The organism is Oceanotoga teriensis (assembly GCF_003148465.1).
GTDB classification, from domain to species: Bacteria; Thermotogota; Thermotogae; order Petrotogales; family Petrotogaceae; genus Oceanotoga; species Oceanotoga teriensis.
In genome coordinates this window covers 54,740-79,039 of the sequence record NZ_QGGI01000013.1, presented here as the reverse complement: position 1 = coordinate 79,039, position 24,300 = coordinate 54,740, and the positions used below count along the sequence as shown (strand labels likewise).

General features: G+C 24.6%; 24 protein-coding genes. 13 read left to right on the top strand and 11 right to left on the bottom strand.

What is annotated here, in order from left to right; translation table 11 throughout:
* Positions 1–106 precede the first annotated feature (106 nt).
* The 8 genes from C7380_RS09580 to C7380_RS09545 form a co-directional block, all read right to left on the bottom strand.
* Positions 107–1,258, bottom strand: coding sequence for an ROK family transcriptional regulator (locus C7380_RS09580; RefSeq protein ID WP_109605315.1), 1,152 nt, complete (start codon positions 1,256–1,258; stop codon positions 107–109).
* A 241-nt stretch (positions 1,259–1,499) separates the two neighbouring features.
* The gene (locus C7380_RS09575; protein ID WP_240597586.1) at positions 1,500–2,453 is read right to left on the bottom strand and encodes a sensor histidine kinase; all 954 of its coding nucleotides are present in this window, start codon (positions 2,451–2,453) and stop codon (positions 1,500–1,502) included.
* A gap of 5 nt (positions 2,454–2,458) precedes the next feature.
* The gene (locus C7380_RS09570) at positions 2,459–3,142 is read right to left on the bottom strand and encodes a response regulator transcription factor (RefSeq protein ID WP_109605311.1); all 684 of its coding nucleotides are present in this window, start codon (positions 3,140–3,142) and stop codon (positions 2,459–2,461) included.
* A 15-nt stretch (positions 3,143–3,157) separates the two neighbouring features.
* Positions 3,158–3,820 carry a phosphate signaling complex protein PhoU gene (gene phoU, locus C7380_RS09565; RefSeq protein ID WP_109605309.1) on the bottom strand — a complete coding sequence of 221 codons (663 nt, stop codon included), beginning with the start codon at positions 3,818–3,820 and terminating at the stop codon, positions 3,158–3,160.
* Between the two features lie 12 nt (positions 3,821–3,832).
* Positions 3,833–4,597 carry a phosphate ABC transporter ATP-binding protein PstB gene (gene pstB / locus C7380_RS09560; protein ID WP_109605307.1) on the bottom strand — a complete coding sequence of 255 codons (765 nt, stop codon included), beginning with the start codon at positions 4,595–4,597 and terminating at the stop codon, positions 3,833–3,835.
* Positions 4,587–5,414, bottom strand: a complete 828-nt coding sequence (pstA, locus tag C7380_RS09555) for a phosphate ABC transporter permease PstA (RefSeq protein ID WP_109605305.1) — start codon at positions 5,412–5,414, stop codon at positions 4,587–4,589. Before pstA ends, pstB begins: the two co-directional genes overlap by 11 nt.
* Positions 5,411–6,277 carry a PstC family ABC transporter permease gene (locus C7380_RS09550; RefSeq protein ID WP_109605304.1) on the bottom strand — a complete coding sequence of 289 codons (867 nt, stop codon included), beginning with the start codon at positions 6,275–6,277 and terminating at the stop codon, positions 5,411–5,413. Before C7380_RS09550 ends, pstA begins: the two co-directional genes overlap by 4 nt.
* Positions 6,278–6,306: 29 nt before the next feature.
* Positions 6,307–7,131: a phosphate ABC transporter substrate-binding protein PstS family protein gene (locus tag C7380_RS09545; RefSeq protein ID WP_109605301.1), complete on the bottom strand. Its 825-nt coding sequence runs from the start codon at positions 7,129–7,131 to the stop codon at positions 6,307–6,309.
* Positions 7,132–7,287: 156 nt separating this feature from the next.
* On the opposite strand from C7380_RS09545, the gene C7380_RS09540 reads away from it, so the two are divergent.
* Genes C7380_RS09540 through C7380_RS09530 form a run of 3 tightly spaced genes read left to right on the top strand, consistent with a single transcriptional unit; the run spans position 7,288 to position 10,091 of the window.
* Positions 7,288–9,423, top strand: a complete 2,136-nt coding sequence (locus tag C7380_RS09540) for a RelA/SpoT family protein (RefSeq protein WP_371682087.1) — start codon at positions 7,288–7,290, stop codon at positions 9,421–9,423.
* Between the two features lie 2 nt (positions 9,424–9,425).
* On the top strand, positions 9,426–9,878 hold the full coding sequence (gene dtd / locus C7380_RS09535; protein WP_109605299.1) for a D-aminoacyl-tRNA deacylase: 453 nt from the start codon (positions 9,426–9,428) through the stop codon (positions 9,876–9,878).
* Positions 9,879–9,893: 15 nt separating this feature from the next.
* A complete protein-coding gene (locus C7380_RS09530) occupies positions 9,894–10,091 on the top strand; it encodes a hypothetical protein (protein WP_109605297.1) in 198 nt (65 codons plus the stop codon).
* Positions 10,092–10,122: 31 nt separating this feature from the next.
* Here the strand turns inward: C7380_RS09530 and C7380_RS09525 are convergent, their stop codons facing one another.
* The 3 genes from C7380_RS09525 to C7380_RS09515 form a co-directional block, all read right to left on the bottom strand.
* Complete coding sequence (locus C7380_RS09525; RefSeq protein ID WP_109605296.1) at positions 10,123–11,202, bottom strand: YfbR-like 5'-deoxynucleotidase; 1,080 nt, start codon at positions 11,200–11,202, stop codon at positions 10,123–10,125.
* 80 nt (positions 11,203–11,282) lie between these two features.
* Positions 11,283–12,530: a uracil-xanthine permease family protein gene (locus C7380_RS09520; protein WP_109605295.1), complete on the bottom strand. Its 1,248-nt coding sequence runs from the start codon at positions 12,528–12,530 to the stop codon at positions 11,283–11,285.
* 90 nt (positions 12,531–12,620) lie between these two features.
* Entirely contained in the window at positions 12,621–13,484 is an 864-nt protein-coding gene (locus C7380_RS09515; RefSeq protein WP_158274866.1) for an HD-GYP domain-containing protein, read from the bottom strand.
* A 299-nt stretch (positions 13,485–13,783) separates the two neighbouring features.
* Here C7380_RS09515 and dxr point away from each other — a divergent pair, with 299 nt between their 5' ends.
* From dxr to C7380_RS09465, 10 genes are read left to right on the top strand one after another with little or no spacing between them, the layout of a single operon-like run.
* Positions 13,784–14,914, top strand: a complete 1,131-nt coding sequence (gene dxr, locus C7380_RS09510) for a 1-deoxy-D-xylulose-5-phosphate reductoisomerase (RefSeq protein ID WP_109605290.1) — start codon at positions 13,784–13,786, stop codon at positions 14,912–14,914.
* A gap of 24 nt (positions 14,915–14,938) precedes the next feature.
* Positions 14,939–16,444, top strand: a complete 1,506-nt coding sequence (locus C7380_RS09505; protein ID WP_109605289.1) for a M50 family metallopeptidase — start codon at positions 14,939–14,941, stop codon at positions 16,442–16,444.
* Positions 16,445–16,457: 13 nt separating this feature from the next.
* Positions 16,458–17,504: a flavodoxin-dependent (E)-4-hydroxy-3-methylbut-2-enyl-diphosphate synthase gene (ispG, locus tag C7380_RS09500; RefSeq protein ID WP_109605287.1), complete on the top strand. Its 1,047-nt coding sequence runs from the start codon at positions 16,458–16,460 to the stop codon at positions 17,502–17,504.
* Between the two features lie 6 nt (positions 17,505–17,510).
* Positions 17,511–17,978 (top strand): YaaR family protein, encoded by a 468-nt coding sequence (locus C7380_RS09495; protein ID WP_109605285.1) that lies wholly within the window; start codon positions 17,511–17,513, stop codon positions 17,976–17,978.
* 23 nt (positions 17,979–18,001) lie between these two features.
* On the top strand, positions 18,002–19,021 hold the full coding sequence (locus tag C7380_RS09490; protein WP_109605283.1) for a DNA polymerase III delta subunit-related protein: 1,020 nt from the start codon (positions 18,002–18,004) through the stop codon (positions 19,019–19,021).
* Positions 19,021–19,881, top strand: coding sequence for a PSP1 domain-containing protein (locus C7380_RS09485; RefSeq protein WP_109605281.1), 861 nt, complete (start codon positions 19,021–19,023; stop codon positions 19,879–19,881). The genes C7380_RS09490 and C7380_RS09485 overlap by 1 nt, the downstream gene beginning before the upstream one ends.
* Before the next feature lie 21 nt (positions 19,882–19,902).
* A complete protein-coding gene (locus C7380_RS09480; protein ID WP_109605279.1) occupies positions 19,903–21,789 on the top strand; it encodes a transketolase in 1,887 nt (628 codons plus the stop codon).
* Positions 21,789–22,526, top strand: coding sequence for a ribonuclease III (rnc, locus tag C7380_RS09475; protein ID WP_109605277.1), 738 nt, complete (start codon positions 21,789–21,791; stop codon positions 22,524–22,526). Before C7380_RS09480 ends, rnc begins: the two co-directional genes overlap by 1 nt.
* A gap of 5 nt (positions 22,527–22,531) precedes the next feature.
* Positions 22,532–23,350, top strand: coding sequence for a LipS1 family lipoyl synthase (gene lipS1, locus C7380_RS09470; protein ID WP_109605275.1), 819 nt, complete (start codon positions 22,532–22,534; stop codon positions 23,348–23,350).
* A 17-nt stretch (positions 23,351–23,367) separates the two neighbouring features.
* Entirely contained in the window at positions 23,368–24,300 is a 933-nt protein-coding gene (locus C7380_RS09465; RefSeq protein ID WP_109605273.1) for a radical SAM protein, read from the top strand.

Here is a 24,300-nt window from a genome sequence, read left to right as displayed (position 1 = left end):
ACTGAATATTTCTAATTCTCCTGCTGCATTCCCTATTAACATTATCCCCATTAATAACATCATTACTATTACTTTTTTCATCTTTCCTACCTCCCTTGAGAAAAATCTATTTTAATAGATACTTATAAGGATCAGAAAATAATTTTTCTAAAACTAATGCAGAACTTCCTTTTAAAATATCTTTTTCAAATTCACTATTAATAATAATTTTTGTCCTAATTGGACCAAATAAATATTTTTTTATATTATTATTAACTCTATTCAATAAAGTTTCTTTTAAATAAGATAATGAACCACCGAGTATTATAGCTTGTGGATCTATTAAAGTAATTATATTTAAAATAGAAATGGAGATTAAATCTATCATAATATTCATATCTTTTTCATAATCTTTATTTTTAGAATAATTATTTAAAAAATATTCAAAATCAATCCCCTTATATTTATTTAAAATATATCTGATTCCAGAATATTCTTCTATAAAATTAAACTCGTCTTTTTTAATAAAATCGTTTATAAATGTATGTCCTATTTCACCACTCATATAAGAACTTCCACGATATAAAGAATTATTTATGATAATTCCACTACCAAGACCAACATCTGCAACTAAATACACAAAATTTTTATAATTTTTACCTATTCCATACCATTTTTCTGATAATGCTCCAACATTTGCATCATTATCTATCCAAGTATTAATTCCATATCTTTCAATTAAAATGTCTTTTATAGAAATATTTTTCCAAGCTTCATAATATGAAGGAGTTGCTATTACTTTTCCGAGAATTGGATTAACTGGAGCGGGAATACTAACACCAATACCATTTATATTTGAAATTTTAGTATTAGAATTTTTTAAAAGTTCATCAATACATTCAAAAAGAATACTTTCAGATTCAAAATTAGTGTTTTTACTTGAAAAATCTTTTTTATTTTCATACAAAAGATTAGAATCAGCATCAAATAGACCAACATAAATATATCTTCTTGATATGGAAACTCCAAGTATTTTAAATGAATCTTTTTTTATCTTTAATAAAGTTTTTCTTCTACCGCTTTTTGTTGTTTCCGTTCCAACTTCATCAATATAATTGTAATTTAAAAGTTCATTTATTATATTTGTTACAGATGTTTTTGTTAAACCAGATATTGTAGCTATTTCGGATCTTGAAATAGGAGCATTATTATGAAGTATTTCTAAAACGGTAGTTCTATTACTTCTTTTAATATCCTCTAAATTAATAGCATTTTTCATAAAATATTCTCCTTTTTTAATTAGTAAATCAATTTGATTAAATCATGATATTCAAAAAAAACAAAAAATATTTACACGTTATTAAAATTGAATGATTGTAAAAAAAAGAAAATAAGAATATTTATTAATAAAAATCCTTATTTTACTTAAAAATACATATTATATAATACTTGAACGATATATTTTTATCATATAATAAAAATAAACCTAATAAAAAGAAAAATCTGCATAAAAATGCAGATTAAAATTCTAAAAAAAATGTAGTCCCTATCATCCATTTTGAATCAAATTTAATTTTTATATTAGACAATTCACAAAAATATTTTACTATTGATAATCCTAAACCTGATCCTTTTGCATGTTTATATGCATCTGAACCTCTAAAAAATCTTTCAAAAATTCTTTTTTTATCATCTTCTCTTATTCCTATACCAAAATCTTGTATAGTAATTTTATTATCTTCTATTAACAAATTAATCTCAGAATCTTCATAAGAATATTTTATAGCATTAGAAATTATGTTTCTTATTATAGTATATATTATAAATTTGTCCATATTTAAAGTTTCATTTTTAATTTCTTTATTTATTTTAATATTTTTTTTATTCATTTTAGATGAAAGATCATTTATAACTTCGTTTATTAAAATATCTACATCTATAATTTCTTTTTTTATAGTATAACTACCAAATTGAGCCATTGATAACATTGTTAACTGAGTAATTATTTTTTCTATTTTTAACAAAGAAATATCTACTTTATTAATATTTTCTTTAAATTTTTCATCAGAATAAAAATCTTTTATAATTTGAATATTTCCTTTTGCAACAGATAATGGTGTTCTAAGTTCATGAGATAAAGAAGTAATAAAATCTTGTTTAACTTTATTTAAGAGTTCAAAATCAGTTCTATCTTCTAATGAAAGTATTTTATTTTTAGAGTCCCAAATTATTTTTACAAATCTACTTTTACCTTCAAGAAAATAAACATTAGTTTCTGTAATATAATCTTTTTTTAATATTATAGATTTAACTAATTCATCTATTTCATTGAAAGAAAATACATGTAATATATCTTCATCTTGCTTAAAACCCCAATTTTTTGCTTTTTTATTAGTTTTCAATATTTTCGTAGTATCTAAATTTAAAATTGCTATATTAAACATATTAAAAACATCAAAATTAAAATTATCCATATTTATCAGCCTTTCCTTATCAAATCAGCATCTTTATTAAATTTATAACCTACACTTCTAATTGTTTTTATCCAATTCTTACCAATTTTCGACCTAATCATACTTATATGAACATCTATTACTCTATCAGTTATATATTCATCATCAAACCATACTCTTGAAATTATATCTTCTCTGGAATATATTCTATCGGGTTTTTGAGCCAATAAATATAGTATTTCAAATTCTTTTGAAGTCAAATCTATTACTTCTTCATCATATTTTACAGAATAATTATTTGGAAAAATTTGTAAAGTACCATAATTTAAAACTTTGTCTTCATTTTTTATTCTTTTTAAAAGAGCTCTTATTCTAACAATAACTTCTTTTGGATTAAATGGTTTTGTTATATAATCATCAGCTCCAGATTCAATTCCCCAAATTTTATCTCTATCTGTATTTTTTGCAGAAATTATTATAACTCCTAATTCAGAATTAATAGTTCTTATTTTTGGAAGTTCATCAACAGATTCACCATCTGGAAGCATTATGTCCAAAAGCATTATATCAATATTTTTATTATTTTTTAAAAAAAATCTCATTTCAGATAAATTTTCACATTCATAAACATTATGTCTTTCATATACTAAATAAGTTTTTAATATATCTCGTATATCTTTGTCATCTTCAACGATTAAAATATCAGCCATTTAAAATTCCTCCTTTTAGAGGTATTTATCTATTTCTTTACCAGTTTCTATATATAATATTTCTTCACAAAGATTAGTTGCATGATCAGCTATTCTTTCTATATCTCTTGCAATTAATATATAAGGAACAATTAATTCATTATCAAACTCTTTTTCATTCATTTTTTTTACAGCATCATTTCTTATTTCATCTTCAATATTATCAATTTTATTATCCATTTTCCAAGTATTTACAGCTATATCAATATTTTTTTCACCAAAAGCTTTAAAAGAATCTTTTAACATTTGTAAAGATATACCAAACATTCTTTTTATATCTTTATTTAAAAGTCCTTTTAAATTATAATCAGAATATCTTTTTAATTTATTGGCAATATTGCAAGATAAATCTCCGATTCTTTCCAAATTATTAGAAAATTTTATCATTGTTATAGCATATCTTAAATCTTTAGCCAAAGGATTATATCTTGCAATTATTTGATAAACAGAGTCTTCTATTTTTCTATTTAATTCATCTATTGAATCATCCATTTCTAAAACTTTGTCTGCCATATATAAATCAGAATCTTCAAGAGATTTTATACTTAACTCAAAGGATTCAAGTACTAATGATAAAAGTTTTGATATATCAGCTTTTAAAATCAATAATTCATTATCTAAATGGTGCATATTAGCCATTATAAAAACCTCCTATCCAATTCTACCGTTTAAATAATCTTCAGTTAATGAAACTTTAGGTGTTTTAACTATTTCAGATGTTAAACCAGATTCTATTAATTCACCTTGATACATAAAAAACATATAATCAGAAATTCTAACAGCTTGAGCTAAATTATGAGTTACTATTATTATAGTATATTTTTCAGACAATTCTTCTATTAATCTTTCGATTTTTTGAGTGGCTATTGGATCTAAAGCGGAAGTTGGTTCATCTAAAAGTATTATTTGAGGATCAACAGCAATAGCTCTAGCTATACATAATCTTTGTTGCTGACCACCAGATAATGAATTTGCTGATTTATCAAGTTCATCTTTAACTTCTTCCCACAAAGCAGCTCTTTTTAAAGATTTTACAACGATTTTATCAATTTTTTGTTTATTTTTCATTCCATGAATTTTAAGACCAAAAGCAACGTTATCATAAATTGACATTGGAAAAGGAATAGGTTTTTGAAAAACCATTCCTACTTTTTTTCTGAATAAAGTCAAATCTATATCTTTTTCAAATATATTTTTATCTTCATAAAATATATTTCCATTAACTTTATATTCAACAATTTCATCATTCATTCTATTTATGCTTCTTAATAAAGTAGATTTGCCACATCCTGAAGGACCTATTATAGCACTTATTTTATTTTTATAAAAATCTAAATTTATATTTTTTAAAGCTTGTTTATCTCCATACCATCCATTGAAATCTCTTATTTTTATTATATCATCATTATTTTGCATTTGATTTCCTCCTAATACTAAAAGCAATAGAATAAATTACTAAAATTAAAAGCATTAAAAATGCAGAAGAACCCTGAGCCATCCACTGTGCATCCTCACCATATGCCATAGTTAAAAAATATATATGAGTAGGTAAAGTCATAGTGGGCTGAAGTAAATTATTAGGGAAATATGATGAATAAAAAACTGCACCAGTCAATAAAACAGGAGCTGTTTCTCCAATAACTCTTCCTATACCTATTAATATTGCAGTTATTATTCTTGATTTAGATGCTGGAATTAAAATTTTAAATATAACTTCTGTTTTCTTTGCACCAAGTGCATACGCAGATTCTCTTAAAGTATTCGGAACAGAGAAAAGAGCTTCTCTAACAGAAGATGAAATTATTGGTAAAGTCATTACAGATAATGTTAAACTTCCAGATAATATAGAAGTTCTAAAACCTAAAGTTATTGAAAACAAAGCCAAACCAAATAATCCATAAACAATTGATGGTACACCTGATAAAGAGGTTATTGCAATATCTAATATTCTACCAAGTTTGGTATTTTTTCCATATTCAGATAAAAATATTCCTGTTAAAACACCAATTGGTATTGAAAATATAAGAGTAAGACCTATCATTATAAAAGATCCTAATATAGCTGGCCATATACCACCTTCTGTCATACCTTGTTTAGGATATTCAGTAAAAAAAGATAGTGTAAAATACTTTATACCAGATAATATAACAGTTCCAAAAATAAGTAAAATTATAAAAACAGATATATATGAAATTATTCTAAAAATATATGAAATTATAATATCTTTTTTCATTTAGTCCACTTCCTTGTCAATCTTTTAGAAGTTAAAGTTAATAAAAAACTTATAGTTAATAAAATTAATCCTGCAACAAATAGTGATGAATAGTGTAAACTACCAAGTTCAACTTCACCCATTTCACTTGCAATGGCAGCAGTTAAAGGTCTTACAGGATCAAAAATTGATTTTGGAATTAAATTAGCTCCTCCAGCAGCCATTAAAACAACCATGGTTTCACCTATTATTCTGTTTATTGAAAGAATTATTGAATTAAAGATACCTGAAATAGCAGCTTTTGAAACAATTTTAAAACCTGCTGTAAATCTTGAAGAACCTAAAGCAAGAGCAGACTCTTTTAATTTTGGATCTATCGCGTCTAAAGCTTCTTGCATCAAAGAAGCTGTATAAGGTAATGATAATATAGAAAGACCTATAGAACCAAGAAAAATATTCTCTGCCGACCAAGCCCCGATTTTGAGCATCCAAGGAGAAATATATATTATCAAAAAAGTTCCTATTACAACTGATGGCACACCTGATAATAGATCTATAGAAGATTTTATTATATTTTTCTCTATTTTATTTGCATATCCGTACATAAAAAAAGCAATTATATAACCAATAGGCAAAACTATCACAGCAGATAATAGAGTTATTAATAGAGAATCTATAATCATTGTAAGCATTCCATATTCAGCATCTGAATATGTAGGATACCAATTATAGCTTGTAAAAATTTCAGCCCCAACTTCTGTTAGGGCTGGTATAGATTCTTTTATTATGAATGAAAATAAACCTACTAATATTAATATACCAAATGAAGCTACTACTGTGATAAGTATTTTATTTGTTTTATCTTTTATATCACGTTTAGTCATTTAAATACACTCCTTAGTTTTAGCTTCAATTAAAATCCATATGCAGCAACATAACCAGCTTTTTCTACCATTTCTTGACCATCTTTTGATAAAGCATATGTAATATATTCTTTTATTTTACCTGTTTCTGGATAACCATTAGTTACATCTACAAACATATATAAAGGTCTTGATATAGGATAAATGGAATTTAAGATATTTAATTTTGTTGGTAATTCATTTTCAACTTTTAATACTTTTACAGAATCATTTACATAACCAGCTCCAACATAAGCTATTGCATATTTATTTCTTGAAACTTGATCAATTTCAAATTGAGTAGATTCAACCATTTTAACTGTCGGATCCATTTTTGCACCATCTAAGACTTTATTTTCAAAAGTTTCAAAGGTACCTGAAGCTGTATTTCTTGAATAAATAACTATTCTGCTATTAGGTAAATTTGAGTTCAATTGTTTCCAAGTTCTTATTTCACCAGTATATATTTTTTTTAATTCTTCTATAGTTATAGAATCTATACCCAATTCTTTATTTACAATCAAAGCAATCCCATCATAACCAACTACTATAGGCATAAAAAGTTTTTTCTCTTCGTGCATTTTTTCAATTTCTTTATCTTTAAGCCATCTTGAAGAATTTGCAATATCGGTAGTTTCATTAAATAGTGCTGATATACCGGTAGAAGAACCTGCACCTTCTAAAGTAATATTTAAATCTGGATTTATTTCTTTTAAATTTTCTATCCACAATTGAGCTACTGGAAATATAGTATTTGAACCTTTAATAACCAAAGTTTCAGAAAAACCAATTACCATAAGTACTAAAGTTAATAAAATTAAAAGACCTTTTTTCATTAAAAACCCTCCTTAAAATATGATATTTACACACTCATTTTATTACTTACTTTTTTATGTAATTTTAAAAAATATTAAGAAATATTAAGATATTCAATATATTCATTTATTTGACTGTGATATAATATAAAAAAAGATATATATGAGGTGGAAATTTTGAATGACTCTAAAGATTTTTTAAAAGAAATAGAAGATATTTTAGATAGAAAGCTTAATAAAAAAGAAAAAGAAAAATTAATACTTGCGTATGAATTAGCCGAAAAATCACATGAAGGACAAATGAGAGATTCCGGAGAACCTTTTTTTGAACATCCCAAAGAAGTAGCAAGAATATTAGCAGGTTATCGAATGGATATAGATACAATAACTTCTGGATTATTACATGATGTAGTAGAAGACTGCGATGTTCCAATAGAAAAAATAGAAGAATTATTCGGAATTGATGTTTCAAGAATAGTAAATGGAGTTACTAAAATATCTAACTTAAAATTAAATGAAAGATTAAGTAAATCCGATTTAAAATCAATTGAAAAAATAGAAACTATAAGAAAAATGCTTCTTGCAATGTCAACAGATATAAGAGTAATAGTTGTAAAATTAGCCGATAGATTACATAATATGAGAACTTTACAACATGTAAAAAGAAATAAGCAAATAATAAAATCTAATGAAACTTTAAAAATATATGCTCCTATAGCTCATAGACTTGGTATATATAAAATGAAAGCTGAACTTGAAAATTTATCTTTTAAATATATTCAACCAGATATTTTTAGAGAATTAAGAATAAAACTTGATGATAAGTTAAAAAATAGGCAAAAAAGTATCGAAGAATATCAAAATATATTAATAAAAGAATTAAAAAAACATAAAATAAGAGCAGAGGTTTCAGGAAGAGCTAAACATTTATATAGTATATACAACAAAATGGTTAGAAAACAAAAATCATTAGATGAAATATATGACTATATTGCTCTAAGAATAATAACAGAAAATCAAAATCAATGCTATGCTGCATTAGGAATAGTTCATTCTATATGGTCTCCAATGCCAGGAAGAATAAAAGATTATATAGCTACTCCAAAATTTAATGGTTATAAATCATTACATACAACAGTAATCACTCATAAAGGTGAACCTCTCGAAATTCAAATAAGAGATTGGGAAATGCATGAAGAGGCAGAGTACGGATTAGCAGCACATTGGGTATATAAAGAAGGTGTATCAAAAGAAAAAGTTAAATTTCTCGATAATTTAATGGAATTACACAAGGATATAGCCCAAAGTGCTTTTGATTTAAAAGAAATAGAAACAAATTTATTATCAAAAGAAATTTTTGTATTTACCCCTCAAGGTGAAGTAATACATCTTCCAAAAGATGCTTCTCCTATTGATTTTGCTTTCGCAATTCATACGGATGTTGGAAATCACTATGCTGGAGCTAAAGTAAATGGAAGAATAGTACCAATAAACTATAAAATACATAATGGTGAAGTAATAGAAATAATAATAAATAGAAATTTTAATGGTCCAAGTATAGATTGGTTAAAATATGCTCAATCACCAAGAACAAAAAGTAAAATAAAAAAATATTATAGACAGAAAAATGAAAAAGATTTAATAGATAAAGGAAAAGATAAATTTAGAGAATTGGCAAAAAAATTGAATCTTTCTATGGACGAAATGCTTGAAAAACTTCAAGAAAATGCTTTTTATTTAAAATATAATATAAAAAATGATGAAGATTTATTTATAAAAATAGATCTTGAAGAAATAAACATAAATACTATAAAAAACCAATTTATAAATACTGAAGAAGAAAAACAAAAAAAATTAATTCCAGATAAAACAAAAAATAGAAAAAATCACATCTCAGTGATAATAGATGGACAAGAAGGTGTAGATTCTTTCTTTGCTAAATGTTGTACTCCTGTGCAAGGAGATGATATAATTGGTATAATAAGTAAAAGAGGAATAGTAATACATAGAAATAATTGTAAAAATATTAGAGGTGTAAAAGAAGAAAAAACTGTTAATGTTAAATGGGCTGATGATCCAGATAATATATATATAGCTATTTTAAAAGTTGAAATGGAAAATAAAGATTTAATGAATTCGATAAGAACTATAATAAATAATGAAAAAGGCCACTTAGAAAAATTTGAAATTATAAAACAAGGAGATATATTAGGAACAAAAATAAGACTAAAAGTTACAAATAATGAACATATAATAAGAATAATAAATAAAATAAATGAAATAAAAGGAGTATATTCCGTGAGGAGGGTTTAATTTTGAGAGCTGTAGTCCAAAGAGTAGAAGAAGCCAAAGTCAAAGTAAATGAAGAAGTTACTGGAAAAATAAAACAAGGCCTTCTTTTATTATTGGGAATTTCAAATGATGATGACATAAAAGATATAAAATGGCTTGCAGATAAAATAATGAATTTAAGGATTTTTGAAGATAAAGATGGTAAAATGAATTTATCCTTATTAGAAACAGGTGGTGAATTATTGATAGTATCACAATTCACTCTATATGGCGATTGTAGAAAAGGTCGCAGACCTTCATTTACAGAATCAGCACCACCTGAAAAAGCTAATGAAATATATTTACAATTTTTAGATTATGTAAAAAGTAATTATAATATAAATTTACAAACAGGAAAATTTCAGACAGAAATGAAAGTACATTTGATAAATGATGGACCGGTTACTTTCATATTAGAATCCAAAAAAACTTTTTAATGGGGGTGTTTTCTTATGAAGGAGATAGAAGTTACAGTGTTTGTTTACAGTGAAGACCCATTTGAAGCACACATTTCAGAAGAAGCTGTTAATTATGGTGTAAATGAAACTAATGTACACAAAATCTTTTCAGGCTATGAAAAACCTCAAAAAGGAATAGTTGTAAAATTTAAATACCAAGATGGAAGCAAAAAATTTGTTAGATCAGAATAAAAAATAAAGCGGCTTTAAAAAGCCGCTTTATTTAAAATGTTTTATATTCAATCTCATCTATTAAACTTGAAATATCATAAGGACATATACTCTTTATTTCTTTCTTTGTTGAAAAAAACGCTTTTCTAAAAAGATTATTTTGATTTCCAGTTTTAATTTCCATAGAACATTCTAAAATAGCAGCTAATAAATCAGCTGTTCTTACTATTTGACCATAATCATTTTCAAAAGGATTTATAACATAATTTTTAAATCTTTTCATTACTTGATTTATATAAGAATTTTGTATCATCCATTTTTCAACATAATCATTTTCAATTTCTGTAATTATATCTTCTAGACCATTAACTTTTCTTTTCGTTGGTGATATAACATCTCCGGTAAAAGATTCAGGCAAATCATGTAATGTAGAAGCAATTATAATATCATATATTTGATCCTCATTTAATTCAAATAAATTAGCCAAAAAATATGAAATAGTTAAAACAAAAAAAGAATGTGCAGCAACCGAACTTTCAATATTCCTTTGACTCTTATTCCATCTTATCATAGAACTAAGTCTAAATGTAGTATTTAAAAGAAAATCATTATATTTCTCTAATTTATAGGAATATGGAGTTATTATTTTTTTTATTTCTTCTTCAGTTTCTTTATAAGGTTCATCATAATATTCTGGAAAAACTCTTCTATTGAATTCTACTTCCTTTTTAGATACTAAATAAGATATGAGCTTTTCTGTTTCAACTATATCTTCATTTAATTTATATTTATAAATAATCTCTACTACTTTATCATCTTCAATCATATTTTTTATATCTTCTATAGCTGAATCTTTAACTTTTTGCCAAATATTTTTATCTATATTATTAATTCTATTCTTAGTATTCAAAGATACATCTGATAAAACCACTTTGGGTATAACATCTATTATTTTATTATGAACTATTTTTATAGTATCCTTTTTTTCCAATTCTTCATAAGTAAATAATGATAAAGCTATAGAATTAAAAAGATTATCAGCCTCAGTAAATCTCAATAATGCAGGTCTATTATTCCATCTGTTTATAGTAAATAAATTAGACATCTCTAATAAAAAATTTCCCAAACCCATAATATATATACCTCCTATGATGATTATTAATTATATTATACATCAAAAAAGTATACAATAAAAAAAAAGATAAGATTTAATCAAATCTTATCTTTTTTTGCTTTTTTATTTAAATCAGGTATTATTAAATTTAATATTATCCCAACTATTGCTGCTAAAGCTACACCTTTAAACTCAACATTTCCAAGTTTTATAGCTATACCACTTAAACCTGTTGTAAGCATTATGGAAACTATACAAATGTTTTTTGAATTTGAAAAATCAACATTATCATTAACTATTGTTCTAATCCCTGTAGATGAAATCATCCCAAATAACATTAACCCTATTCCACCAATAACAGCCTCTGGTATAGTACTCAATATAGCGCCAAACTTTGATAAAAAAGAAAATATTATTGCTAAAAATGCCGCTCCTCTAATTATTGAAGGATCATAATTTTTAGTAATTGCCAATACTCCTGTATTCTCACTGTAAGTGGTATTAGCTGGAGCTCCTACAAAACCTGCAAATGCTGTAGCAATTCCATCTCCTAATAAAGTTTTATGCAATCCAGGATCTTTAAAAAAGTTTTTACCTACAACAGCACCATTTGTAGTTATATCTCCAATATGTTCCATAAAAGTTGCAAGTACTAAAGGAACAGTAACTGAAATTGCGTCTAAACTAAATTTTGGCAAAGAGAAAGAAGGAATAGAAACCCAAGAAGATGTTGTAACTGCTGTAAAATCAACATTTCCTGTAATTACTGAAATCAAATATCCAATTAATACTCCCATTAAAACCGGAATCATACTCAAAAACCCTTTAAAAAAAGTAGAGAAGATTACAACTGTTATAAGAGTGGAAATTGAAATTACCCAATTAGAAGAAGACATATTCATGGCTGTTGGTGCTAAAGATAAACCTATAATTATAATCATTGTACCTGTAACAGTAGTAGGAAAGAGTTTTTTTAATATATCATAACCCATTAATTTTACTATCAATGAAAATAGTAAATAAACAAGTCCAGCAATCATTATTGCACCTGAAGCATATGATAAATCTCCATATTGTTCTTTAACAGCCATTATAGGGGCTATAAATGCAAAACTGGATCCTAAAAATACTGGTACTTTTAAGCCAGTTACAAAATGAAAAATTAAAGTTCCACAACCAGCTGCAAAAAGAGTTACCAATGGATCAAAACCCGTTAATAAAGGAACAAGAATTGTAGCGCCAAACATCGCAACAAAGTGTTGTAAGGAAAGAATACATCTTTTAAGAATGGTCCTTTTTGTAAGATCTTTTTCATTACCTCTAAGAATTTTGGTAAATTCTGCCATGTAAATCTCCTCCTTTTTAGCCTCTCTGGACTAATTAAAAGTTCTTAGTATAGAATACATAAAAAACATTAAATTCTATTAACTTAAAAGTTAATTTTCTTCAAATATTTTATTGAATAATTCATTATTTTCAATAAAAATGGAAAAAATATCTGGATCAAAGTAATCGTTATTTTTTTGCATTAAAATCATTTTTTCAATAGTTTTAATATGATCACTTGAAGCTTTATAAACTTTTTCACTTCTTATAGAATCATAAACATCAATTATTGAAACAATTCTTGCACTGATTGGAATCGAATCTTTTTTTAATCCAAAAGGATATCCTCCACCACTAAATTTTTCATGATGATATAAAGAAATTTCCCAAGCAACTTTAAGCCAATCTATGCCTTGTAAAATTTCTGCACCATATATCGAATGTTTTTTTATTATATTAAATTCTTCTTTATTAAGATGAAAAGGTTTTTTTAAAATACTCTCTGGAATAAAAATTTTTCCTATATCATGTAATGGAGCAAAAACAGATATTTCGAAAACATATTTTTCATTTATTCCAAGAAGTCGTGCTAATTTTTTTGACATAAGTCCAATTCTTTTATTATGTGAAGGATTATCAACTCTATCTGCTAAAAGTCTTAATTTACTTAAAAATTGTATTTGAGATAATTTAATTTCTTTTTTTACTTTATTAAAATCATCTTTATAATTATTCATAATAATATATATATTAATGAAATTAAAAACATCAAAAAACAAATCTTCAGAAATGTTTTTTTCTTTTTGAGTTTCTATAATTATATAAATATCTTCATCAAAAAAACTCCTGATTCTCCTTTTAAATGGATATTCTTTTGAAAAGTATTCAAAAATTTTATCTTCTCTATAATAAACATAAAAATTGAAATCTTCAATATTATAAATCTCTTTAGTCTTTTGAACTATAAAATTCAAAAAAGAATCTTTAGTTAAATTTAGTGAAGAAAATCCTTTGCTGTTCTTAATTTTAATGTACTTTTTAAATTCAAATAAAAAACAAATGTTAAAGAAAATCAACATTAATAAACAAATAATAATGTATAATTTTAATGAGAAAACCGATAACAAAAAAGTTATCGTTAATATAATAATATTAATATAAAAATATTTTATAAGTTTAAACATGTTTTCCCCCATTAAATATACTTTATACTGCTTTATAAATTAATTATAAAACATATTAAACATATAATCAAGTCTGAGGTGAACAAAATATGAAAAAAATATTTATTTTTGGTATAACTGGTTCCATAGGAACTCAAACTTTAGAAGTATTAAATCGTGAAAATTTTAAAAGAGAATTCAAACTCATCGGTGGAACTATAAATTCAAATTTCAAAAAAGCAAAAAAAATTATAGAAAAATACAATTTAGAATTTTTATATATAAATGACTATAAAGAAAAAGGGTCTTTACCACAAAAATATAGAAATTGTAATATAATTACAAATTATCAAAAACTTGAAGAATATTTAGAATTTGAAAAACCAGAAATTTCTTTAATTGCAACCTCTGGTTTTGCAGGTTTAAAAAATACATTAACTTCCATAAAATTTTCAAAAAGATTATGTATAGCAAATAAAGAATCTTTAGTATCTGGTGGAGATATAGTAATCAAAAAAATAAAAGAAAAAAATATAGAACTTCTACCTGTTGATTCTGAACACAGTGCTATATTTCAATTATTGGAAGGTGAAAAATCTCCTTCTAATTTAATAATAACAGCTAGTGGAGGCTCTTTAAGAAATACTCCTATAGAAGAGTTAAAAAATGTTACTATAGAAAAAGTATTAAACCATCCAGTTTGGAATATGGGAAAAAGAATAACTGTTGATTCTGCAACTATGGTTAATAAAGGATTAGAAGTAATAGAAGCATATTATTTGTTTGATAAACCAAAAATTGATGTAATTATAAATGAAAATTCTCATATTCATTCGATAATATATTTTGAAGATGGAACTATGAAACTACATTATGGAAAACCAGATATGAAAATTCCAATAGCTTATTCATTAACATACCCAAAAAGATCTTACAAAGATGAAATGATTCCTTTAAAAAATATAGAATTTAAAAAAGTAGATTATCAAAGATATCCTTCTTTAAAATTAGCATTTGAAATATTGGGAAATCAAAAATTACATATTGCATATAATTCAATAGATGAAGAATTAGTTGAATTATTTTTGAACAAAAAAATTAAATTTACCGATATTTCTAATATACTAAAAAAATGTATACTTGAAATAGATAAAATTAATATAAAAATAAATGACATAGAAGATATATATGAAACAGATAAAATATCAAGAAATATATTAAAACAATATATAAATAATTAAAATCAAAGGAGGATACTTTTATTTATGATAATGACTTTAATATGGTTTATGATAATATTAACTTTAATAGTTGTTGCACATGAACTCGGACATTATTTATTTGCAAGAATGTTTAATACCAAAGTAGAAGAATTTGCTGTTGGATTTGGTCCAAAACTCTTTAATATAAAAGGGAAAAATACCACTTTTAGATTTAATTCAATACCACTTGGTGGATATGTGAGACTTGCTGGAGAAGATATTGAAAGCCCTGAATATGATGAAAATGATAAAACTTTGTATTTAAATAAAAAACCTTGGCAAAAATTCTTGATATCTTTTGCAGGTCCTTTATTTTCATTCTTACTTGGACTTATAATTATTATTATAATAGGTATTGGATATGGATTTCCAAAAGTTGGAATAGCACAAGTTCAAGAAAATTCGCCAGCTTATATTTCAGGATTACAAGAAAATGATACTATTTTAAAAATAAATGGTGATTATATTTTTGATCCTTCAATTCTTGCAATAGAATTGAGAAATAATAAACCAATAAATTTAACTGTAGATAGAAATGGAATATTAAAGGATTTAAAAGTTTCTCCTGTATTATCAGAAAAACAGAGTTTAATATATTTATATGATTATGAAATAAAAGAATCAAATAAAATTGAAAATGATTTAAAAATAAATGATTCTGCAAATTTTTATAATATTTTAAATAAAATGGAAAAAAATGATTTAACAAAAATTTCTTATAAAAACTCTATATATTCTGGATTTATTTCAAATTATATGATAAATGATCAAAAACCAGTAATAGGTATAACCTTTAATTTATTTTCAAATAAAATAATGAAAGATGTAGATATTTTTCAAAAAAATGACTTAATAGTGGGAATAAACGAAAAAAATATAAATAATGGAACACAATTAATAAGTACAATTCAAACACTAAATATACCAGAAAACACTATATTAATTACGACATATGGAAATCAAATACAAGAAATAAATAGAAGTTCTAAAAATGATTTATTATTAAAAATATCTAGAAATAATGAAATAATAGAGTTAAATATGACTAAAGAAGAATTATTTAATTATTTATCAATTCCGGGATTTATAGATAATTCAGAAAGATTACATCCAACATTAAGTCAAATAATTCCTATGTCATTTAGTTGGGCAAAATCTCTTATAGAATCTGTTATACAGGTATTTTCTCAACTCTTTACCGGTCAAACTTCTACAGATGAATTATCTGGACCTGTTGGAATAGTTAATATAGTTGGTCAAGCTTCTAAAGCAGGTTTAGAATCCATACTGAATTTAATAGCTTTAATAACTATAAATCTAGGGGTATTTAATTTATTACCTTTGCCAGCTTTAGATGGAGGAAGAATAGTTTTTTCATTATATGAAATAATAACAAGAAAAAGAGTTAATCCAAAAATTGAAGGTATTATTCATTTCATAGGATTTATACTATTGATGGGATTTGCAATATATGTAACTTTCAATGATATCTCAAGAATAATAAAATAAAAAGGAGTTTATAATGTTTTCAAAAAAAGTAGTTAATGTTGGAAATATAAAAATTGGTGGAGAAAACCCTTTAGTAATTCAAAGTATGACAAATACTGATACTAAAGACGTACTATCTACTGTAAATCAAATAAATAATCTTTCAAATGCAGGCGCACAAATAGTAAGACTATCTGTTAGAGATTTAGAAGATATAGAACCCTTAAAAAAAATAATAAAGAATGTTAAAATACCTTTAATAGCAGATATTCACTTTAATTATAAAGTGGCTATAGAATCAATAAAAGCCGGAATTTCAAAAATAAGAATAAATCCAGGAAATATCGATAAAAAAGATAAAATAAAAGAAATAGTTAAATATGCTAAAGAATACAAAGTTCCAATAAGAGTAGGTTCAAATTCAGGTTCAATATCAAAAAAATTTCTAAACATCTCTCCAGAAAAAGCTCTAGCAGAAAGTGCTTTAGAACAAGTAAAATTGTTGGAAAAATTTGAATTTGAAGATATATTCATTTCTGCAAAATCATCAGATGCAATTCAAACATTTAAAGCTTATAAGTATATCAAAGAAAAAGTAGATTATCCTTTACATATTGGAATAACAGAAGCTGGAATATATGAAGATTCATTAATACTATCTTCAGCTGGTATAGGTGCTTTATTATTAAATGATATAGGAGATACAATAAGAATTTCTATAACAGGAGATCCAATAAAAGAAGTAATTTCAGCCAATAAATTATTGACTTTATTAGGATTAAAAAAAGGAATAAGAGTAATTTCATGTCCTACTTGTGCAAGAACAGAAATTAATATTGAAGAATTAGTAAAAAAAGTAAAAAAACTAACAAACAATATACAAACTAATAAAAATATAAATATTGCTGTCATGGGATGCATTGTAAATGGTCCTGGTGAAGCTAAACATTCTGATATAGCAATAGCTGGTTCAAGACAAACTGCAGCAATATATCAAAAAGGAAAGTTTTATAAAAATGTAAAAAAAGATGAATTAGAAAATGAATTAATAAACTTATTAAATAATTATAAATGGGAGTGATTCAAAATGAACATAAACCCTCTCGGAAACAATAAAAAATCTGAATCAAAAGGAAAAACTAAAAAAATTAAAAAAAATGGTTCATCAAAAAAAAATTCTTCAACTGAAGATATAGGTTTTTTCGATATTTTAACAGAAAAAGAATATGAAATTTCTCAAAAAGAATTAAAAAAACTTGTAGATGAAATATTAAATCAAGGGAATAGATTTGTAAAATCTCCAACTCAAATTAATTTAAATCAATATAAAAGATCTATAAAAGAATATTTAAAAAAAATAGAAAAAAAACTTTATAAAGTAAAAGAAGATATAAATATAGATAATGGAAATCCAAGACTTCATATAATAGCTGAAGTAGTAGATCAAAAAATACAAGATATAACAAAAGCATTAATAAATAAAGAAAAAAACACTTTAAACTTTGCATCTAAAGTCGAAGAAATAAATGGATTATTACTTGACTTATACAGATAAATAATTTATGAAAGGAAAAAATAATGTATGATAAAATTTTAAATGGTATAATAGATAACATATCGGATTATAAAGGTAGGTCTTTATGTTTTACATCAAACGACAAATATTTAAACACTTATTTTTGTAAAGATCTAATAAAAAACTTAAAAGATTTTAATAAATATGATCTACTAGAAATAAATCCAGAAAATTTTAATATTAAAATAGATTACATAAGGGATATTCAAGAATTTATTTCTTATAAGCCTAATTATTCTTCATATAAAATAGTTGTTATAAATGAAATTGAAAAAATGAATATCCAAGCATCCAATGCTATATTAAAAACTTTAGAAGAACCTCCAGAACATACTATAATAATAACTAATACTAATTTATGGAACAAATTACTTCCAACAATAAAAAGTAGATTAAATAAAATAAATATAAAATTAGACTCAAATTTCAAAAACAAAATATATGAAAAATATAAAAATACACACCAATATATAAAATATTTTGTAGAAAATGATTTTCAAATTACAAAATTTTTATATGAGAATTCTGAAGATATAATATTGGAGCAAATAAATATTATAAAACAAAAAAATATAGAAGAACTCTGTGAGATATTGACTTTAAACCAAGAAAATCCTTTAAACAAAATAAATAGTACATTTGCATATACACAAATAATAAAAAATATTATAAAAAATGATGTAAATGAAGTATTAAAAATTTCAAAAATAATAATAAAGAAAAAAGAAAATATAAATACTGGAATTTTTTTAAAATTCCTATCTAAAATTTCATTAGTATTAATAAAAGATTCTATAATAACAAAAACAAGTAAAAATTGGTCTACGATAGATCTATTATATATGAGTGAGTTTTTTGGTATAGAAGATTATAATTTTGATATAAAATATATTGAGGACAGTTATGAATATTATAATGGAATTATAAACTCAAAATTATCAAATTTTAAATTTGAAATTGAGATTTACACACATCTATTAAGAATACATAGATGTTATTCTTTATTCAGGAGGAGAAAATAATGCCTGATCCAAAAATAAAAGTCATAGGGGTAGAATTAGAAAAAAGAGAACCAATAATTTATTACACTTTCTTAGAAGAAGAAAATGATGATGATTATTCAATAAATACATTAGTTCTTGTTAATTCAGAATTAGGGTTAGAAGTTGGTAAAATAATTACAAAAACAAAATTTTTATCAATAGAAGAAATGGGATATGAACCAAACCCAATAATAAGAATTTTAACCGAAGAAGATGAAGAAGAATTTCAAAAAATAAAACAAGAAATAAAGGAAGTAGAAGAATATACTCAAAATAAATCAGAAGAAATGAACTTACAAATGAGAGTACTTCAAGCAAGATATACATTTGATAGATCTAAACTTATAATATTTTTTGGAGCAGATTCAAGAGTAGATTTCAGAGAATTGGTAAAAGTACTTGCAAAAAAATATAAAGTAAGAATTGAATTAAGACAAGTTGGAATAAGAGATGAAGTAAAAATAAAAGGTTCTTTAGGATTATGTGGCCAAGTTGCTTGTTGTGCAAGATTTTTAAGAGAGTTTTCATCTATAAAAATGGAACTTGCAAAAACACAACAAATGATGATAAACACAGCTAAAATATCTGGAAGATGTGGAAAATTATTATGTTGTTTAAGATATGAAAATGATTTTTATGAAGAAGTATTAAAAAATGTTCCAAATGAAAATTCTACTATTGAATATGATGGAAAACCTGCTAAGGTAATAACTGTAAATGTATTCTTAAAAGAAGTAACTTTACAAGTAATAGAAGATAATCAACCACTATTGATAAAAATACCTTTTAAATATTTTAATGAAAATTCAAATGAAGAAAATAAAACAGACGAACTTTAAAAAACCGGAGGTGTGTCTCTAATGAAACAAAGTATTAAAGAATTAAAAGATTTATCAAAAATATGTAGAGGTGACATATTAAAAATGACATCTGTATCAAAATCAGGTCATCCAGGTGGTTCTATGTCATCGATAGATCTATACTTAAGTGTATTTAACAGAGCAAATATAGACCCTAAACAACCTTTTAAAAAGGTGAGAGATAAAACTGTTATTAGTCATGGTCATACTTCACCAGGAGTTTATTCTGCTTTGGCAAGATTTGGTTTCTTTAATATAGAAGAAGTAATTTCTGGTTTTAGACATCCATCAAGTATATTTGAAGGCCATGTAACAAGAGGAATACCAGGTATAGAATGGACTACCGGAAATCTTGGTCAAGGATTATCAGTAGGAGTAGGATTTGCACTTGCAGCAAAATTAAAAAATGAAGATTCAAAAGTTTATGTTTTTTCTTCTGATGGAGAAAGTCCTAAAGGACAAATTGCAGAAGCAAGAAGAACAGCAAAAAAAGAAAATTTAAATAATCTTATAGTTATACTTGATTATAATGATATACAAATTTCAGGAAGAGCAAGAGATGTATTATATGTTGATTTAAAAGCTGAATACAAATCTGCTGGATGGAATATAATAGAAGTAAATGGTCATGATTTTGAACAAATAAATGAAGCATTAGAAATAGCTGAAAATTATAAATTAGGTCCAACAGTTATAATAGCTCATACAATAATAGGAAAAGGCGTATCATTCATGGAAAACAGACATGAATATCACGGTTCACCTTTATCAGATGAAGAATTAGAAAAAGCTTTAAAAGAACTCAATATAGAAAATGATATTCAAAAATTTAGAACTGCCAGAGAAAAATTACCTTTGAAAAAATCTGAAAAAAATTATCCAAATGAAAAATTAAATGTTGAATACGGAACACCTATAACTTACGAAAATAAAAAAACAGATAATAGAAGTGCTTTTGGAAATGCTTTAGCTGATATAGCAAAATCAAATAAAGAAAAATTTCCTGTTGCTGCAATAGATTGTGATTTATTACCTTCGGTAAAACTTGGAGAATTTAAAAAAGTCAATCCTGAAGGTTACATACAAATAGGTATACAAGAACACAATGCTGCAACAATATCTGGTTCATTATCTGCGAGTGGTGTTTTAACTTTCTTTGCTGATTTTGGAGTTTTTGGATTAGATGAACCTTTTAATCAACAAAGATTAAATGATATAAATCATTCAAATTTAAAAACAGCTATAACTCATTCTGGAACAGATGTAGGAGAAGATGGAAAAACTCATCAAGAAGTAAATTATATGGGATTAATTAGAAGTATGTATAATACAAAATTAATAGTTCCATCAGATCCAACTCAAACAGATAGAGTAGTTAGATATGCTGCTCAAAATGAAGGAAATATAGTAATTACTATGGGAAGGTCTAAAATAGATATAATAAAAACAGAAGAAGGAAAACCGTTCTTTGACAAAAATTATAAATATGAATATGGTAGTATAGATGAATTTAGAAAAGGCGAAAAATTAACTATAATTACCTATGGAACATTTGCACATATAGCTGTAGATGCTGCAGATATATTAAAAAAAGAAGGTATCAAAATAAATGTAATAGGTATAGCTTCACCTTTACACTATAATGATGAAAAATTAATACCATACCTTATGAACAACAAAATAATAACATTAGAAGATCATAATGTAGAAAATGGAATTGCAAATGAAATAAGTAAAACTATAGTAAAAAATAATATAAATATAAATGGTATGGAAAATTTTGGATTTAATGAATATGCTCCTTCTGGATCTTCTGAATTAATAAGAAAAATTTATGGCTTTGATACAGAAGCTTTTGCAAATAAAATCAAGGAGTTTTTAGGATAATGAAAAGTGAAGAATCATTTAATTTAAACAAAAATGAGAAAAATCAAGTTAAAAATGCAATAAAATATTTAAATCTACCAGAAATCATGGATAAAAAAATATTATTCAATGCTTTATGCCATACTTCATATGTATTTGAAAAAGAAAATAAAGGAAGAAAATTAAACTCTAATGAAAGATTAGAATTTCTCGGAGATTCAGTTTTGGAACTCGTAATCTCCGAGTTCCTTTATTCAAATTATTCATTAACTGAAGGAGATATGTCAAAAATAAGAGCCACAGTTGCAAGTGAATTAATATTATCAGAAGTAGCTTTAAGTATAGGATTAAATAATTTTTTATTTTTAGGAACTGGTGAAGATAAACATGGTGGAAGAAAAAAACATTCAATATTAGCAGATGCTTTTGAATCATTATTAGCTTCTATTTACTTATCTTTAGGATACGAATTTACTCAAAATTTTATAATAAAAAATCTAAATGAACATATAGAAAAAGCTGTAGCTGGTGAATTATTTTTAGATTATAAAACTAAATTACAAGAAATAACTCAAGATGTATTTAAAGTTCTACCTGATTATGAAATAATAAAAGCAAAAGGACCTTCCCATATAAGATATTATAAAATTGGTGTTAAAGTTGATGGAAAAATATATGGCATTGGAGAAGGCCATTCAAAAAAAATAGCTGAACAAATTGCTGCAAGAGAGGCTTGTAAAAAAATAAGAAAGGAATAATCAAAATGAAAAAAACAATAGATCTAATAAAATTAAATAAAACAAAATCTATAAGTTTAACTGGAGATTATTGCTATTTAAATTGCTCTCATTGCAATAAACATTATTTAAAAAATATGAAAACCATAAAAGATATAGAAGCTCTTGTCAAACAAGGTTATAAATCATTTCTTTTAAGTGGCGGAATGAATAACAAACTTGAAATTCCTATCAACATTCATAAAAATGAATTGAGAAAATTAAAAGAAAAATACGATTTAAAATACAATGCTCATTTTGGTTTTATGAATGAAGAAAATATTATTGATATAAAAGATATAATTGACACAGCTTCAATTGATATAATTGGAAATAAGAAAACTTTAGAAGAAGTTTATCATATAAAAAATTATGAAGAGTCTTTTAAAACTATTGAAAATATTATCAAATATGAAATACCTATAAAACCTCATATTACAATAGGACTTTATAAAGGACAAATCTACCATGAAATAGAAGCTTTAGAAAAATTAGAAAAATACATAGAATATTTTGATAGGATAATTTTTCTTGTTCTTATTCCTACAAAAGGAAGCAAATATGAAAATAATTTAATACCAAAAATAGATGAAGTATTAAATATCATAAAAATTGCAAAAAAAATGTACAACGATAAAAAAATAATTTTAGGTTGTATGCATCCAAAAGGTACATATCGAAAAGAGCTTCAAAAAAATTTAATTCCATATTTAGATGGTTTAGTACAACCATTAAAAGAAACAGAAATATTAATTAAAAATATGAATTACAAAATAAACTATAAATATGAATGTTGCGCTTTATAATTGGAGGTTATTTTTTAATGAATTTTGAACCATCATATATGAAATTATATGAAAATGGCAAATTAAAAGAAATAAAAGAAGTCCTATATAAAAAATTAGAAAAATGTGATTTATGTCCAAGAAAATGCAATATAAATAGATATAAAAATAATGGGTTATGTGGAGCAAATGATAAAATAAAAATTTCCGAATTTGTTTTATACCCAGGCGAAGAACCTCCATTAACGGGAAATACGGGCGCTGGAGGAATTTTCTTCTCAAATTGTAGTATGAATTGCATATATTGTCAAAATTTTAAGTTCAGCCAAGAAGGCCTTGGAAAAAATATAACAGTTGAAGACTTAAAAAATATATATCTTGATATACAAAATAATAAAAAAGCTGTAAATTTAGATTTAATAACAGCTACAGCCTATCTTCCTTTTATAATTGATGCTTTAATATTAGCTATTGAAGAAGGGTTTAGGTTACCAATTGTTTGGAATACTTCATCATATGAAAATGTTGAAATAATAGAACTATTAAGAGATATAGTAGATATTTATTTGCCCGATATAAGATATACAAGTAATATAATTGCAAAAAGATTATCGAATGTTAAAAATTACCAAGATAGTATGCAATCTACATTAAGAGAAATTTATAAACAAATTGGAAATGATTATATAGAAGAAAAAGGAATTCTAAAAAGAGGGATAATAGTAAGAATATTAGTATTGCCAAATTATATAAACCAAGCAAAAGAAGCTCTTAAATTTTTAAAATATGAAATATCTGAAAATATTAGAATAAGTTTAATGGATCAATATGTACCTGTATATAAAGCAAAAAATTCAGAAAAACTTGGTAGATTTTTGAAAAAAAATGAATATGAAGAAGTTGTTCAAACAATGATAGATTTAGACCTTAAAAATGGATGGACACAACATCATAAACTTTTAGAGGATTGA